The organism is Niabella sp. ZPM-14 (assembly GCF_055693045.2).
On the sequence record NZ_CM181148.1, the window covers coordinates 4277335 to 4293664 of the forward strand.

Below are 16330 nucleotides of genomic sequence, written 5' to 3' on the forward strand. Positions count from 1 at the left end.
TTCAAAAACTATTCCTAACGATTTACAAAGTAACAAATTGTCAGACGTATTTCTTTTTGAGCAAAAGCAGTTTAACAAAGTTTTACTAAAGTCTTCGTACTTTGACAGACGTTTATTTAGACGTACATAATATACAAAAATTTCACGGGATGTAGGAAAATGTTTGTTAAAGCTCCGGCTCTTTATAATGCTTCCAGCCAGCGCATCGTGTCGACCCCGTCCGCATAATCAGTCAGTGAAGGATGCTGCGCTGCACCGAAGGGGATGAAACCCGCGCCGACAATGCATTGTACGGCATCACTTTGCTCCAGCTGCTGCCGCACGGTAGACAGGTCTTCATATTCCTCATAGTTCAACTGGCTCACCGGCGAAAAAATATTGGGATCGTCTACCAGCAGAAGTGAGGCGTTGCTCATGTACATTTTATTATTCAGAATATGCAGCGCCAGGTTATAGTCATAATTGTTCTTGTACCTATGATGGTCAGCCAGGTATTCATACTTTTTGAAGACATTGATCAGCGGTAAAAAATCATATCCTTTCGGAACATAGAGCTTCGTAATGTTACGGCAACCCATCCCGAAGTATTGATACACATCATCTGCCAGCGACGCCAGATCCCCTTCGGATTCAGCGCCCGACAGCACCGCCACAGAAGTTCTGTTTTTCCTGATGATGTGCGGGAACTTTCCAAAATAATATTCAAAATATCCTGCTGTGCTATTCGCACCGGTAGCAATATAAGCGTCACAGTTTTTTAAAAGGTCGGCGAATGCGACAGACGACGAGATCTCGGGTTCCCATTCGGTCATTTTTCCCACAAGGTGTTTGATTAATACCTCATCTTTTGATGATGCTTTAATCAGGCTCCGGTGGCCGCTGATCCACACGCACAGGAAGTCGTGAAAGCCGACCAGCGGGATATTGCCGGCCATGACGATACCAATGAGTTGGGATGATTCGGGCTCATCCTGTATACCAGGGTAGGAGCGGACCCACTGTTCCAGCGCTGTTTTCTGAAGGAATTGGGCGGTTATATTCTGCACACTGAGATCAATAAATTCCGGCAGAAACCAGCCGTTGCTGATATAAGCTTTTTCCTTTGCAGCCTGCCATTCCTCACTGTTTTCCTGCATGTATTGCCCCAGCCTGACCATCACATCTATTCGTTTCGATAAATTCATGTCGACGTTTTTTTAACTTATGGCGTATATCACGGGTTCATTCAGTAATTTTGCCATTTATACAAACAAATATAGTTTCATAAAACAAACAATAGGCTATGGCAATAAAAATTACTGATGAGTGTATAAACTGTGGAGCGTGTGAACCTGAATGTCCGAATAACGCCATTTATGAAGGAGGCGTGGAATGGGCCCTTGCTGACGGTACTTCTGTGAACGGAACCTTTACCTTAATGAATGGAAATGTGGTGGATGCGCATTTTAAAAATGAACCCCTTGCAGTGGACACCTATTATATTACACCCGATAAATGTACGGAATGCCAGGGCTTCCACGAGGAGCCGCAATGTGCTTCTGTATGTCCGGTAGACTGCTGTGTCCCTGACGAAATGTACCAGGAGACTGTAGAAGCGTTAATGGAAAAAAAAGAAAAGTTACACATGTAATTAATTTTGCAGGCGTTAACCATGAATACACATATTAAAGAAGCAAAGAAGTATATTGCTAACGCGAAAGAATTACTCGCGGAAAAGGCAAAAAAAGAGGATTATTTATACACTGATAAAAAGTATGTGAAACTGGCGGGTCACGCTGCTTATAGCGGCGTGTTAGTAGCGTTGGACGGAGTTTTTGACGAAGCTAAAAAAGGGCGAAAGGATGTTAAGTGGTATCGGGATCATTTAGCCAGGAAAAATAAAAAAATGCTGGGCTATTTCAGCAGTGTTTACGATACACTCCACTTAAGTATGGGTTATGACGGCAATCCCAATGCTAAAGTGGCCAAAGCTGGTTTAGACGATGCGGAACGCCTCATAAAATGGGCCCAGACGATGAGTGCAGCTGATTAATTTTAAGTTTATAATTTACTGTATGCCACTTATGTCTTTGAGCCTGGGTGGCATATTTATTAGCGATCCCCCTCAAGTTACAGGACCCGGGATCATCCAGGTGGATACAAATTAAACCAATCGAATGAAGAAAAATATTGCGTTGGTAACGGGCGGTTATTCCGGAGAATCCGTTATCTCTTACAAAAGTGCTACGACGATCCAGAACAACCTGGATCGGGAAAAATACGAGGTGTACAAGATCGACATCACCCGGGACAACTGGTCCTACATCGATAACGATCAGCCGGCAGCGATCGTCAACAAGAACGACTTTTCTATTGACATAAACGGTCGGAAGATCCGCTTCGACGCCGTGCTTATCGCTTTGCACGGAACACCGGGGGAAGACGGGAAGCTGCAGGGCTATTTTGATATGCTGGGCATTCCATACACGGGATGCAGCGCGGCCACTTCTGCCATCACGATGAACAAAAGCTACACCACCGGCGTGGCCGGGACGGCCGGCATTCACGTGGCTAAATCAGCGCTGCTGTTCGATCATTCGCCCGTTCCGGCCGAAGAACTGTTGCAGCAGCTGTCTTTGCCGCTTTTCGTAAAGCCCAACAGCGGCGGTTCCAGCATTGGTATGAGCAAAGTGCTGAAAGCTGAGGAGCTACAGCCAGCCATCGAAAAGGCCTTTGCGGAAGACCAGCAGGTGTTGGTGGAAGAAATGATTGTCGGCAGGGAATTCACCATCGGCGTGTATAAATCGAAAGGAGCGATAATAACTTTACCGATGACTGAAGTGAAAGCCGATGACTCTAAAGTATTTTTCGATTTCGAGGCGAAATATGAAGGTAAATCCGTAGAAGTAACCCCTGCTCAGGTTGATGAAGCTATTGCTGAAAAAATCAGAGCCGCAGCTCGCAGGGTGTATGCCATCTTCAATTGCCGCGGTGTGATCCGCATCGATTTTATCTACAATGAAGAAAAAGGAGTGCCTTTCATGCTGGAAGTGAACACCATACCCGGACAAAGTGCCGCCAGCCTGGTTCCCCAGCAGGTAGCCGCCGCAGGTGGAAACTTAAAAGATTTTTATAGTTTGTTGGTAGATGAATGTTTTTTGTAAACAGTATATTTACCGAATAAAACAGCCGAATGTTCAGATTTATTACGAGTAAACCACTTTGGGTAAACATATTAGCGGGGGTATTATTAGCCATTTTACTCTTCGTGGGAGTGATCAGTTTGCTGGGATGGTTAACCAATCATGACGATGCGAAGACCGTGCCCGGCGTTACCGGCAAGTCTCTGGCGGAAGCAGAAAGGATCTTAAACGATGCAGGATTTACGGTAGAGATCCAGGATAGTCTTTACTTTGACACGTTGGCTCCGATGCAGGTGATCCGCCAGGTGCCTGACGAACTGGAAGTCGTTAAGTCCAGTCGAACCGTATATCTTACCTATAACAGGGCGCTGCCACCGCAAATTGAGATGCCAAATATCGTTGGGTATAGTTTTAGAAATGCACTCATGGTGCTGGAAAATGCCGGACTTAAAGTGGGCGACACTACTTTCAGACCGGATTTTGCCAAGAATTCAGTATTGGAGCAGTTGTATAACGGGGTGATCATTCAGCCAGGCGCGAAGATCCCCATGGGAAGTAAGATTGACCTGGTGATCGGTTCCCAGTTGAGTAATAGTATGTATGCGATTCCCAACCTGATCGGCCTTACCACGATGCAGGCCCGGCAGTTGCTCGAAAGCAAAGGAATTATGCTGGCGTCTATCATTCCCAACGCTGATGTAAGAGATACGGCCAACGCCTATGTGTACAGGCAAAGTCCTGAACGCTTCGATGACAATGGTAATGTGATCAGCATCAGGGCCGGCCAGGTAATGGATGTGTGGGTGAGCGTTACCGCTCCGGTCATCGATTCCTTGGGCGGCGGCGGACAGGAGTCTGAAGACAGTCTTGGTTTGGAGCAATAGCAAACGGTTCATTTTGATAATCAAACTTTAAATATTATGGAAACCATTACAGTTCAGCAACTCAAAGAACGAATGGACAAAGGAGAGAAAATTAATCTTATCGATTGTCGCGAGCCTGCCGAATACGAAGAGTACAACATCGGCGCGACATTAATTCCCCTGGGAGATATCCAGAACGGAGATCTGGGTGCCCTCGAAGGAAAAGAAGACGAAGAAATCGTTATTCATTGCCGCAGCGGCAAAAGAAGCGCTGCCGCCTGCCTGTACCTGGATTCAATGGGCTTCAAAAAGACCGTGAATGTAGAAGGCGGCGTACTGGCCTGGAAAGATGCATTCGAAAAAGAAATATAGCCGGTAATACTCCGGTAATGAGAAAAGCCCTGCGTGTTATCTGATACGCAGGGCTTTCTTTATAAGGTGATAGACTAACTTTAAAAAGTAAAGCTCAATCCGACGTTCCAGTTGGTGCCTGCCTGTGGAAAATAATAATTCTCTGTCGTTGTCACGCCGTCAGCCAGGTAGCTGAAAGTGTAGCCGTTGTTTTCATATTTTTTGTTAAACACATTGTTCACCATCAGTACCACGCTGATGTCTTTAAAAGTGTTCGAAGAAAACTGGTAGCGTAACCTCGCATCCGTCAATGCATACGGGTTAATGCTCCTTAATTTGTTTTGAGAGTTGTCCAGATATTGACGTCCCACATATTTTTCCAGGAGATCAATGTAAAAACGTTGTTTGCTCTCGGGCACCGTGAACGGTTCAAAAGTTATGGAACCTCCTGCAACGACATTGGGAGAAAAGGAAATGTCTGTATCGCGAAACGTTTCTGCCACCTGGCCGCCATTGTCATAATCGTCGCTGTATTGAACGATCTCCCTGATTTTGTTTCGGCTGAAAGTGGCGTTGGCCTGGGCCTGCAGCCAATGAGCCGGTCTGAATCCGGCCGTTAATTCTACTCCTGCGCGATAGCTGTCGTCCACGTTGGTTCGCGCATAAGCGCCCACATCGTTGATCTTGCCGGTAGCGATCAGCTGGTCCTTATATTTCATGTAATAACCATTGATGCCGGCTTCCCACGTCCGTACATTAAACTGATAACCCAGTTCCACATCGGTCAGTTGTTCGTGCTTGGGCGCCTCCGTTGTGTTGGCCTCGAAGTCATCGCGGTTAGGCTCTTTGTTGGCCAGGGCCACAGAGCCATAGACCTTGCTCTGCGCAGTATTCATATGTTTGATAACATAGCTTACACCGACTTTCGGATTAAAAAAAGTATAGTCATTATTGGAGAGCAAGGCCGGGTTTTTCCTAAAGCCATTGATATCATAGGTCACATGCCTGATCTGCAGATCGGCAAAGGCATACAGATTCGTGATGATCTCTTGCTGTAACTTGCCATAAACATTCACATCGTTTTTAAACGCAGTCAGGTTGTACCAGCGATAGTCCAGCGGAACGCCCACTTCGGCCCATTTTACAAAGCCATAATGTTTGGCATCATAGCGCGTGTAAGCGCCGCCAAGGTTTAGCGTTGTTCTTTCCTTGCTGTAATTGACGGAGAACACCGTTCCGTAATAATGGTTATCCAGCCACAACTGACGCGTCAGGTCGGTGTTGCTGATCACAGAATCCCCGATCACCGGATCGTTCAAACCGTAATCCGCAAAGGCGTCGCCTGCGCGGTATTCGTTGTAATAGCCTTTTCCTCTCGTCAGGAAGAAACTGAGATTGGAAGACCACGCGGAGTTGAATTGATGGTTCAGGAACAGTTGATAATAATCTTGCTGATAGTTATCCGTCTGGTCATTATAATAACGGCCATTACCCATGTCGCCAAGCGTATTGGTCCTTCTGCCTGCAGCATCCAGCTGACTTGAATAGTCCACCGTAGCCGGATCGTCTTCAGAGGTAAAAGAAGTTCCTATGCCATTCCAGGCCTGGCCTGTTTTTTCCTTTCCGCTCAATAAGTTGAATTTGATATTACTCTTTTCATCTTTAGAGGTCCATCCCGCCAGGAACTGCAGCGATTTAAGGTCACTGTTCGAGCGTTGGATATATCCGCTCGAATTGATCTTTGATAAACGTACGTCAAACTGGAATCCCCCGCGCAGCAGGCCGGTACCCGCCTGCAGCGTATGTTTCCAGGTATTGAAGGAGCCGTAGGCGTTGCTGATCGTCGCGAACGCCTCCTTACTCTGTTCGATATTATAAATGTTCAACGAAGCACCAAAAGCGCCGGCTCCGTTGGTGGATGACCCTACGCCGCGTTGCAGCTGAACAGAACTCGTCGAAGACGCAACGTCACCGAAGTTAACAAAAAACGCGCCTTGTGATTCCGGATCATTGACCGGGATGCCGTTAAACGTAACGTTGGTCCGGGCGATATCCGTGCCCCGGATGCGCATGGACGAATAACCTACTCCAACGCCATCGTCTGAGCTGATAACCACGGAAGGAATCTGGTTGAGCAGGTTGGGAAAGTTCTGTCCCAGGTTTTGTTTCGCAATGTCTTTCTTGCTGATGTTGGATACGGCGAATGGTGATTTCTCATTCAGCCGGGTGGAGCGGATCTCCACAGGAGCGAGGGTTTGAACGCTGTCTGACCGCGTGGTGTCAGTTTGCGCGAAAAGAGCGCTGCTTGCTGTTAATAACAAGCCGCCGAACATAAAAGTCCTCTTCATTTGTTCTTTCTTTAAAAGATTAAAAAAATTAATGAGAGGGGAATGCTGAAATGAGAAAGGAGTGATCTTCTTCCTTCCCTGCGCAGGCATTACCCTGATCAGGTTTACGGGTATTATCTCAGCTTCATCAATTGTGTGTAATTGAATCGGCACCCCGGGAAACACTGGGCTTTAAAAAAGCGGTGCGAAGATAGGGATTATAGACGATAGTCTGCGGACCATAGACCATGGTCCATTGACAATAGTTGACCGGCGACAGCAACTTGATAGACATGATAAAGCATCTATCGCCTGCCATGGTCTATAAACCATTGACCATTGACTAAAAGACCATCGACTACTTGATGATATTAAACAAACGCTTCCACCTGGGACCGTTTTCGTAGCTGAACCAGATCATCCAGGCTTTACCTACAATGTGGGTTTCGGGAACAAAGCCCCAGAAGCGGCTGTCCTGAGAGTTATGACGGTTATCGCCCATCATCCAATAATAGTCATACTTAAAAGTATATTGGTCTGTCGCCTTCCCATTGATAATGTAAGAGCCATTTTTGTTTTCGAGTGTATTGCCTTCGTAATTTTTAATAGCACGTTCGTAAATAGGGTAGTTGTCGGCATTAAGCGTAATGGTAACGCCTTTTTTGGGTATCCACAATGGGCCGTAATTGTCTACAGACCAATGGTGGGAGGTGTCGTAATAAGGAAACAGCTGATAATTATAGTCATCCGGGTCGCTGATTTCTTTAGTGATCGATTTAGGATCAACCACAGGTAAAGATTTCAAAATGTTCAGTTCGGTTAATGTCAGGTTGATGCGATATACGCCCTGTCCAACTGGCATGAAATCATTTCCATCGGGAGAAATGCGAATGCCGGATTCTTTTAAGAACTCGGGGTCAATCTGAACGTTGTTTTTTGCGAGAAACGTGTAATAAGTTGCAGAAGCAGGAGGGATATCTGCAGGTCTGTTGTTTACATAAAGGATTCCATCAACAATTTTAATGGAATCATCCGGAACGCCCACGCACCTTTTGATATAATTATCCGTTTTATCAACCGGATGCACAACTACAGGGAATTCCGAAGGGCTATTTAAGACATTAATGGACGATTGATCTCCTAATTCCGCAAACCGGCGTATTTGATTGTAAGGTCTTAATGACTCAAACCCGTCTGCATGGATTACCGTATCGCCCGCCGGAAAGTTAAAGACCACGCAATCATTGCGCTTAACAGGCGCAGCAAACCAGCGCGTATAGGGCAACTGGATCAGTGTAGAGTAAGACTTTGTATTGAGTTTAGGTAAGTAGTTGTGAACAAAAGGAACCGACAAAGGTGTATTCGGAATGCGGGGCCCATAGCTCAGCTTGCTCACAAACAAAAAGTCTCTTACCAGCAATGTTTTCTCCATCGAGCTGGAAGGGATCGTATAGGCTTCAAAGATAAAGGTCCGGATCAGCGTAGCCGCAATGATCGCAAAAATAGCAGCATCCACCCATTCGCGCCATCCTGGCTTCTTATGCTTCTGCACGCCTTCAGCGCCGATGAATCTTGCGTCTTTGTGATTGGCCAGCCAGGGAAAATAAAAGGGAGCGAGCAATGCAGCTGCGGCGTGATCCAAAAAAGAGAAGCGGCAAAAAACCTTGGCAAATTCGATAAATATACCGGGAGTAATGAACCATCCTACCACAGGGATCAACTGCCAGAACACCCAATGCTTCGGGCGTTGTGCAATATCCTGCATCACCCAGGTATTATAAAAAGGAACATAGGCCTTCCACGATGCTCTTCCCGCCTGTTTAAACAATTTAGACAAACCAAACGAGGGAAGAAATACGAGCAGTAAGCTTATTAGATAAATAATTAGCAATTGATTGAAAGGCATTGGCCGAATTTTTAACGGCAAATTTATTGGAAAAGGATCAAATGCCTCAAAGCGATTTGTCAATTAACAAATTATATTCAATATTCTGTTAATTTATAACTTATCTTTAAGCCCCAACGCTTACAAACCATGTGACTGTTTTATGCTGAAGGTGATATTTCAAGCCCGATGGGCCGGCATCCATCATCAGCGGTATCAATGGTCATACTTACCAGTTCCTGTTGCAACATTTATAACCAAAAAATAAAACAACTGATGAAAAAGTACTTGCTAGCACTCTTCGCATTTTTATTGTTAACGGCGACCACTCACTCGCAAGGAGATACATCGGGAGGGATGAACTTCGAACATTTGCCTTCCTGGAACGATGTCGTGGCCAAAGCCAAAGCACAAAACAAGCCCATCTTTTTGGACTGTTACACCACCTGGTGCGGCCCTTGCAAGATGATGAGCAAGAACGTGTTTACAAAAGAGGAAGTCGGCGCATTTTATAACGATCATTATATTAATGTCAAAGTACAGTTAGATACGACGGACAAAGACGATGCTTATGTGAAGAGCTGGTACGACGACGGACATCACCTGGCTAAAAAATATGAAGTCCGCGCTTATCCCACCTATCTTATTTTTAACAGCGACGGGGAGATCATTCACCGGTTCGTAGGCAGCATGTCTCCGGAAAACTTCATTGAGGCAGGTAAGAAAATACTCGATCCGGAAAACCAGTATTATACACAGCTCAGGAAAGTAGAGGCCGGTGACTCATCAGCAGCACAGCTGTTGAAACTGGCTAAGTTGGCGAGGGCCGGTTATGATCAGCAAAACGCCACAAAGTATACTAACGCATACCTGGCAACTCAAACGGATTTGTATACAAAGGATAATCTCGAACTGTTGTACTCGGTTGCCAAAAGCAGCGATGACAAAGGATTTCAGATCGCTCTCAACGAACCGGAACGGGCAGACAAAATCCTGGAAGCGCCCAAAAAGAGCGCTAATCTGGTAAAACAAATTCTCTTGAATGAGCAGCTGGGAGGATTGCTTAAGAAAGGCAAAGGCGACGCAGAGCCTGATTTTACGGAGTTTGACAAGCAACTGAAAGAGAAGTATCCGGACTATGCAGATTACGTATCCACCTTTTCTAAAATGTATGTTTACCGCTCTAAAAAGAACTGGCCGCTATACGTGAAATATGCAGACGAGATGATCAAGATGGACGAGCCGGACGCCAACATGTTGAATAATCACGCCTGGTCTGTGTTCGAAAATGTTGCGGATCCATCCGTGCTGGAAAAAGCATTGGCCTGGAGTAAACTTTCCCTCGAAAAATCAGACAATAAAGTCGCCTACATGATAGATACACACGCCAATTTGCTTTACAAGCTGGGAAGAAAGGATGAAGCCATAAAGGAAGAAGAGCGGGCAGCTACCGTGGCCGAAAAAACGGGAGAAGATGTCAAGGGCTACAAAGAGCTTGTAGAAAAAATGAAGAAAGGTGAACCTACCTGGCCGGTAGAATAAAAGGTAGCACGCGGGACCGGTTTTTATGGTGGGTGGCAATTAAAGATCCTGTTCGCTGAAAGCAAAAGGCAACAAATCTTTGACAGAGCTGATGATATAGACCGGTCCTTCCATGCCTGCAAGGATCAGCCGGATCGGGTGACCCACCCTCGTTTCATACTCCAGTAAGGCTTGCCTGCACATGCCGCAGGGAGAAATGGGTTGATTGCTTACCTGGTCTTCCGGGTTATAAGTAACCGCCATTGCCTGGATCACTTCGTCAGGATATAAGGTTCCCACTGCTGCCAGCAAGCTGCGCTCGGCGCAAATGCCGACCGGAAAGGAGGCGTTTTCCTGGTTCGTGCCTTTCACAATTGATCCGTTTGCCAACCTCGCCACACTTGCTACATGAAATTTTGAATAGGGAGCATAAGAAGTGGCGGTCAGCGCGCGCGCCTCTTTCAGCAACGCCGCGTCGTGCACTTCCAGATCAGCTATACTTTCAGCCACCCAATACCTGAATTCGTGATTTTTTTCTTTCATCCTATTAAAGATAGGATTGTTACATTCACGTCCGTTAAAAAATTATATTTGTAGCATTCAAAATCATAAAAAATTTCTCATGATTAAAAAAGTAGTTGCATTTGCTATTGCCAGCTTATTTACCCTAAATTTATGGGCTATGGAAGCTAAAGATCTGATTGGACGCTGGGACATTACAATAGACAAAGACGGACAGGAAAAACCCTCCTGGCTTGAAGTGAAATTGTCTGGTATCAAAACCCTGGTAGGATATTTTGTTGGTGACGATGGCAGTGCACGCCCGGTTTCTGAAGTGAAGTGGGAGAACGGCAAGTTTTCATTCGCGATCCCTCCGCAGTGGCAATCTGAAGACAATGACCTGGTGGTGGAAGGTGAACTAACCGGCGACGGCCTGAAAGGCACTATGGTATATCCTAATGGCAAGAAGTACAACTGGACAGGTGTCAAAGCACCCTACCTGAAAAGAGAGAAGGCACCGGTATGGGGAACGCCGATCAAATTGTTCAACGGTAAAGACCTGACCGGCTGGAAAGCCGTAGGCGCTGAAAACCAGTGGGTCGTTAAAAATGGTATATTGACTAGCCCTAAATCAGGCGCCAATCTGATCACAGAACAGAAATTTGACGATTTCAAATTGCACATAGAATTCCGTTATCAGAAAGGTAGCAACAGCGGCGTTTACTTACGTGGACGTTATGAGCTGCAAATTTTAGATAATGACAAATCTGAGCACCCTTCCAATGTGTTATTCAGCGGCATCTATGGGTTTATCGCGCCCAGCGAGATCAACTCAAAAGGTCCCGGTGAGTGGCAGTCCTACGACGTGACATTGGTAGGTCGCATGGTTACAGTGGTGGCGAATGGCAAAACAGTTATCTCTAACCAGGAGATCCCCGGTATTACGGGCGGAGCACTGGATAGTAAAGAAGGAGAGCCAGGCCCGCTATACGTTCAGGGGGACCATGGTCCGATAGAGTTCCGGAACATTACAATTACTCCTGCGAAATAGCTTTTCGCGCAGACTGATATATACCTACCGCGGATTCACAGACATGTCTGATCAACATCAGCCGTTTGTGGATTCGCGGTTTTTTTATTTCTTAACCAGCCAGGATTGGTGGCGGAAGAGCTGCTCAAGAACTGATATTGATGACGTTACGGCTGTATGAATCGTTCACTCCCAAATGAAAACGCAGGCCGGAATCGCTGCTAAATAAATTTATTTCAGATTAGATTTTGCTGCTTTCGAAAAACCTCGTATATTTGCAGTGCGAGGTAGAGCAGCGGTAGCTCGTCGGGCTCATAACCCGAAGGTCCCAGGTTCGATCCCTGGCTTCGCAACTAAATTCCGCCAGCATTTTGACTGGCGGTTTTTTATGTATACCGTTTATGTATTATATAGCCAATCGTTTGACAAGATATATAGGGTTTACATCAAACCTTGAGGCGAGGTTATTGTCGCATAACGAATTGGGTAAGAGCGGATGGACGGTAAAATTCAGACCTTGGGAACTGATTTACCAGGAGGAATTTGCACATAAAGCAGATGCGATGAAGCGGGAGAAAGCGTTGAAAACAGCTGGAGGGCGGGAATGGATTTGGAAACTAATCAGAGGTTAGAGCTCATATCCGCCAGGCGGCGGACCCAGGTTCGATCCCTGGCTTCGCAACTAAATTCCGCCAGCATTTTAACTGGCGGTTTTTTATTTTGGGTAAACCTCACAGGTTTTTAAAACCTGTGAGGTTTTAAGTTTAATTTTGCGTCGGCCGGAGAATGTTGTTGCATCTTAATTGCGTTGCACACTTTCATGGTGTTACATTACTCGGTATCGCTATCTTTTTCGAAAACAGTCAACTGTCATCAGGCAACTGTCAACTAAAGGAATGAAATCAGGATTTGTAAACATATTCGGAAGACCCAATGCGGGCAAAAGCACGTTACTCAACGCTTTGATGGGAGAGAAGCTGGCCATCGTCTCGCACAAAGTGCAGACGACCCGCCATCGGATCAAAGCCATTCTTACAGAAAAGGACTATCAGATCATCTTTAGCGATACCCCGGGAATCATTCAGCCGGAATATAAGCTTCATGAAAAAATGATGCAATCTGTCAAAGGCGCTTTGGAAGATGCGGATGTAGCTTTACTGATCGTGGACGTGAACGACAACCTCGAGACTTGCAACGATATCTTCAGCGCCTTAAAGCTTCGCGTGCCGGCGGTGGTGGTACTCAATAAAATCGACCGGGCTTCCCAGGAGCGCATCCAGGAAGCGAAGGACTTTTTTGCTGACAAACCTTACTGTAAAAAACTGGTGGCGATTTCCGCTTTAACAGGCATCAACTTCAAAAAGTTCTTACAACCTATTGTTGAATTGCTTCCCGAAGGCGAGCCGTTTTATGAAGACGACAGCATCAGTGATCTGCCTGAAAAATTCTTTGTAAGTGAATTGATCCGTGAGAAGATCTACGAATGGGCACAGGATGAAATACCTTATCATACTGCCGTTCTCATCAGGGAATTTAAAGAGAAACAAACGCTCACCAAGATCGTTGCGGATATTATTGTGCACAGGGAAACCCAAAAGATGATCCTGATCGGGCAGAAAGGCAGCATGATCAAAAAGCTGGGAACCGCCGCCCGCGCGGATATTGAGGCTTTTTTAGGGCGGAAGGTCTTCCTGGAATTATTTGTAAAAGTAAAGCCCAAGTGGCGTGACAATGATCTGTATTTGAAGGAATACGGATATGGGCAATAGGGAAGAGTCGATGGACGATGGTCCATGGTCAAGGGAGGTAGTTCAGTGTCAGAAAAATATATAAATAAGAGATTTTAAATCAGCAATAAAGATGGGTTTTACATTAGCTATAGTTGGCAGACCGAACGTGGGGAAGAGTACTTTGTTCAATCGCTTGCTGGAACAGCGCAAGGCGATCGTGGATGATGTCAGCGGCGTGACACGTGACCGGCAATATGGCGTGAGCGACTGGAATGGTAAGCCATTCAACGTGATCGACACCGGCGGTTTTGTGCACGGTAGTGAAGACGTTTTCGAAAAGGAAATTGCCAAGCAGGTATTGATTGCGGTAGACGAAGCGGATGCCATTCTGTTTATGGTAGATGCTGGAACGGGCGTGACACACCTTGATGATGAGATGGCCAATGTCCTCCGCAAAAGTGTGAAGCCGGTTTTTTTAACGGTCAATAAAGTAGATAATAACGACCGGATGCTCGATGCTACTGAGTTTTACAGCATGGGCTTCGATGATGTTTACTTTATTGCGTCCGCCAGTGGCAGCGGGACCGGTGAATTGCTGGATGCGGTGGCTGCCCTGATTTCCGAAGATAAAAAGGAAGAAGAGGGTACAGATGAGCTGCCTAAGTTTGCTATTATCGGGCAACCCAATGTAGGAAAATCGTCTCTACTGAATGCGCTGGTAGGCAAAGAGCGCACGATCGTAAGCGACATTGCCGGTACAACCCGCGATACCATTCACACACATTATAACCTGTTCCAGAAAGAATTTATCCTGATCGATACAGCCGGTATCCGCCGCAAAGCGCGTGTGCACGAAGACCTGGAGTTCTATTCCGTGATTCGTGCGATCAAAGCCGTAGATGAAGCCGATGTCTGTTTGTTGCTGATTGACGCGGAGAAAGGCCTTACGGCGCAGGACCTGAATATTTTCAGCCTGGCTGCGCGCAAAGGAAAAGGCATTCTGCTGCTGGTCAACAAATGGGACCTGGTAAAAAAAGAAACCAATACAGCCAAAGAATACGAGACTGAGCTAAAGAAAAGACTGGCGCCGTTTAGCGATGTGCCTGTTGTATTTATCTCGGCACTGGAGAAGACGAGAATTTTCAAAGCTATGGAGACGGCGCTTGAAGTGTTTGACAACCGCAAGCGAAAAGTGTCCACCTCTAAGCTCAACGACGTGATGCTGAAAGCGGTGCAGGCGCACCATGCGCCCGTGGTTCGCGGCCATGCGATCAAGATCAAGTTTGTAACGCAGTTGCCGACGGCCGTGCCATCTTTCGCGTTCTTCTGTAATTTCCCCGACGATATCAAAACGCCTTACCGGAACTATCTCGAAAACCAGCTGCGTAAGAATTTCGATTTCAGCGGCGTGCCGGTGCGGTTGTTCTTCAGGAAGAAATAACGCGGAGCATGGGTTACCATTTTTCGTTTTAAGGATTTATAATAAACGCAATTCACATGAAGAAAGGCTATCTTACTATGTTAACGGCTGTTGTTATAGGTTTAGCATCCTGCGAAACTGCCTCCACAGCGAAAGAAGCAGAAGAAGATTCTATCGAAGCGGCCAGCTCCGCCATTGATGACACAGTATCTCAGGTGGATACCTCGCTTTCGTCGATCGGCGATTCTTTAAAAGCGGATATCGACAGCGCTGCATACAAAATCAAAGAAAGAACCAAAGAATTAGGTAGTGCTGCCAAGCAGAAAGCTAATGAAGGCGTAGAAAAACTGAAAGAAGGCGCGCAGAAGATCAAAGAAGCAGCCCAGGCCGGCGTGGATGCCGCGAAAGACGAGCTGAAGAAATAATGATTGGATGCTTCACTAAACCAGCATGGGCATAACAAATAATGCCCAAATTCTTATGCCCATGTGTTCCTGGCTCAATACAGCAACAAACTGCTGTTTAACCGGGAGTTTACGCTCTACGAGGATAGAAGTCTGCACAGCCGGCTGAAATGGTGCAAACCGGCGTCTGTCAGTCCAGCAATGCATCCGTTTTTTTCGAAATAATCGGGGTATTATAACGTTGTTGTTGTGAAACGCAAATAAGATCTCTTCAAAACGGTATCAGCCTTCAAATAACACATAATAAACAGAGCCGATGTTGCTTCGGTCGCCTGCTCATTCTTCTTTGTAAGGGCAAAAAAAAACTCCAATCCTTTGGGGATTGGAGAAAATAAAAAAAAGAAAAAATATTATTTCACTTCGATATTGTTGTGCAGTTCTTCGTCCACCAAAATGCGTCCGCAGTTCTCGCAGGCAACAATTTTTTTGTGTTGTTTGATCTCGCTTTGTTTTTGAGGGGGGATCGCATAAAAGCAACCACCGCAGGCATCTCTTACCACAGGTACTACTGCCAACCCATTGCGGAAATTACCGCGGATCTTTTCGTAGCTCGCCAGCAATCTGGGTTCTACCTCCTGTTTAGCTGCTTCCGATAATTTCGCAAATTCTTTTTCTTCTTTTTCGTTTGCGGTGATGATCTTTTCCAGTTCTGATTTTTTCAGCTCCAGTGATCCTTCTTTCGTAGCAATGTTTTTCTTCGCTTTTTCCAGCAGTACCACTTTGTCAGCGATCTCTTCGTTCGCATCCTTGATATGCTTTTCAGCCAGCTTAATTTCCAGCTGTTGCATTTCTGTCTCTTTATTGATCGCTTCGAACTCGCGGTTATTCTTTACGTTCTCGCTGTCCTTCTCATATTTTTTGATGAGGGCCTCGCTTTCTTTAATGGCTGCTTTGCGCTCTTCGATAAATTCAGTCACACCGTTGATCTCCTCCTCAATACGTGTTTGCCTTGCGCGTAGCCCTTGTAATTCATCTTCCAGGTCAGCGACTTCCATCGGCAATTCGCCTTTTAAAATTTTAATTTCATCCAATTTGCTGTCCACTTTCTGCAAATTGATCAATGAACCTAATTTTTCTTCAATGGAGAATTCTTTTAATTGTGCCATATTTTTAAAA

16 protein-coding genes, 1 tRNA gene and 1 riboswitch are annotated in these 16330 nt (G+C 45.8%); of the genes, 12 read left to right on the top strand and 5 right to left on the bottom strand.

Features of this window, described 5'->3' with window-relative positions:
• Window positions 1–182: 182 nt before the first annotated feature.
• A complete protein-coding gene (locus ACU37H_RS18230) occupies window positions 183–1184 on the bottom strand; it encodes an aldehyde dehydrogenase family protein (protein ID WP_472704397.1) in 1002 nt (333 codons plus the stop codon).
• Window positions 1185–1282: 98 nt separating this feature from the next.
• Here ACU37H_RS18230 and ACU37H_RS18235 point away from each other — a divergent pair, with 98 nt between their 5' ends.
• The 5 genes from ACU37H_RS18235 (at window position 1283) to ACU37H_RS18255 (ending at window position 4357) form a co-directional block, all read left to right on the top strand.
• Complete coding sequence (locus tag ACU37H_RS18235) at window positions 1283–1630, top strand: 4Fe-4S dicluster domain-containing protein (RefSeq protein ID WP_472704395.1); 348 nt, start codon at window positions 1283–1285, stop codon at window positions 1628–1630.
• A gap of 21 nt (window positions 1631–1651) precedes the next feature.
• Window positions 1652–2032 carry a DUF5618 family protein gene (locus ACU37H_RS18240; protein ID WP_472704393.1) on the top strand — a complete coding sequence of 127 codons (381 nt, stop codon included), beginning with the start codon at window positions 1652–1654 and terminating at the stop codon, window positions 2030–2032.
• 124 nt (window positions 2033–2156) lie between these two features.
• The gene (locus tag ACU37H_RS18245; protein WP_472704391.1) at window positions 2157–3143 is read left to right on the top strand and encodes a D-alanine--D-alanine ligase; all 987 of its coding nucleotides are present in this window, start codon (window positions 2157–2159) and stop codon (window positions 3141–3143) included.
• Window positions 3144–3172: 29 nt separating this feature from the next.
• Complete coding sequence (locus ACU37H_RS18250) at window positions 3173–4006, top strand: PASTA domain-containing protein (protein ID WP_472704390.1); 834 nt, start codon at window positions 3173–3175, stop codon at window positions 4004–4006.
• A gap of 36 nt (window positions 4007–4042) precedes the next feature.
• Window positions 4043–4357 carry a rhodanese-like domain-containing protein gene (locus ACU37H_RS18255; RefSeq protein WP_472704388.1) on the top strand — a complete coding sequence of 105 codons (315 nt, stop codon included), beginning with the start codon at window positions 4043–4045 and terminating at the stop codon, window positions 4355–4357.
• Between the two features lie 80 nt (window positions 4358–4437).
• On the opposite strand, the gene ACU37H_RS18260 is transcribed toward ACU37H_RS18255, so the two are convergent.
• Both ACU37H_RS18260 and lepB read right to left on the bottom strand, forming a co-directional pair.
• The gene (locus ACU37H_RS18260; RefSeq protein ID WP_472704386.1) at window positions 4438–6684 is read right to left on the bottom strand and encodes a TonB-dependent receptor; all 2247 of its coding nucleotides are present in this window, start codon (window positions 6682–6684) and stop codon (window positions 4438–4440) included.
• A 57-nt stretch (window positions 6685–6741) separates the two neighbouring features.
• Window positions 6742–6851, bottom strand: a riboswitch (TPP riboswitch).
• A 170-nt stretch (window positions 6852–7021) separates the two neighbouring features.
• Window positions 7022–8569 (bottom strand): signal peptidase I, encoded by a 1548-nt coding sequence (gene lepB / locus ACU37H_RS18265; protein WP_472704384.1) that lies wholly within the window; start codon window positions 8567–8569, stop codon window positions 7022–7024.
• 255 nt (window positions 8570–8824) lie between these two features.
• On the opposite strand from lepB, the gene ACU37H_RS18270 reads away from it, so the two are divergent.
• Entirely contained in the window at window positions 8825–10090 is a 1266-nt protein-coding gene (locus ACU37H_RS18270; protein WP_472704382.1) for a thioredoxin family protein, read from the top strand.
• Between the two features lie 39 nt (window positions 10091–10129).
• Here ACU37H_RS18270 and ACU37H_RS18275 read toward each other — a convergent pair whose 3' ends face one another.
• Window positions 10130–10612 carry a cytidine deaminase gene (locus ACU37H_RS18275; RefSeq protein WP_472704380.1) on the bottom strand — a complete coding sequence of 161 codons (483 nt, stop codon included), beginning with the start codon at window positions 10610–10612 and terminating at the stop codon, window positions 10130–10132.
• A gap of 79 nt (window positions 10613–10691) precedes the next feature.
• On the opposite strand from ACU37H_RS18275, the gene ACU37H_RS18280 reads away from it, so the two are divergent.
• From ACU37H_RS18280 to ACU37H_RS18305, 6 genes are all read left to right on the top strand, one after another.
• The gene (locus tag ACU37H_RS18280; protein ID WP_472704378.1) at window positions 10692–11621 is read left to right on the top strand and encodes a 3-keto-disaccharide hydrolase; all 930 of its coding nucleotides are present in this window, start codon (window positions 10692–10694) and stop codon (window positions 11619–11621) included.
• A gap of 260 nt (window positions 11622–11881) precedes the next feature.
• Window positions 11882–11953 (top strand) — tRNA-Met (locus ACU37H_RS18285).
• A gap of 48 nt (window positions 11954–12001) precedes the next feature.
• On the top strand, window positions 12002–12232 hold the full coding sequence (locus tag ACU37H_RS18290; RefSeq protein ID WP_472704376.1) for a GIY-YIG nuclease family protein: 231 nt from the start codon (window positions 12002–12004) through the stop codon (window positions 12230–12232).
• A 264-nt stretch (window positions 12233–12496) separates the two neighbouring features.
• Window positions 12497–13369: a GTPase Era gene (era, locus tag ACU37H_RS18295; RefSeq protein ID WP_472704374.1), complete on the top strand. Its 873-nt coding sequence runs from the start codon at window positions 12497–12499 to the stop codon at window positions 13367–13369.
• 91 nt (window positions 13370–13460) lie between these two features.
• Entirely contained in the window at window positions 13461–14771 is a 1311-nt protein-coding gene (gene der / locus ACU37H_RS18300; RefSeq protein ID WP_472704372.1) for a ribosome biogenesis GTPase Der, read from the top strand.
• A gap of 56 nt (window positions 14772–14827) precedes the next feature.
• Entirely contained in the window at window positions 14828–15175 is a 348-nt protein-coding gene (locus tag ACU37H_RS18305; RefSeq protein WP_472704370.1) for a hypothetical protein, read from the top strand.
• Between the two features lie 389 nt (window positions 15176–15564).
• Here the strand turns inward: ACU37H_RS18305 and ACU37H_RS18310 are convergent, their stop codons facing one another.
• Complete coding sequence (locus ACU37H_RS18310) at window positions 15565–16320, bottom strand: zinc ribbon domain-containing protein (RefSeq protein WP_472704368.1); 756 nt, start codon at window positions 16318–16320, stop codon at window positions 15565–15567.
• Window positions 16321–16330 lie beyond the last annotated feature (10 nt).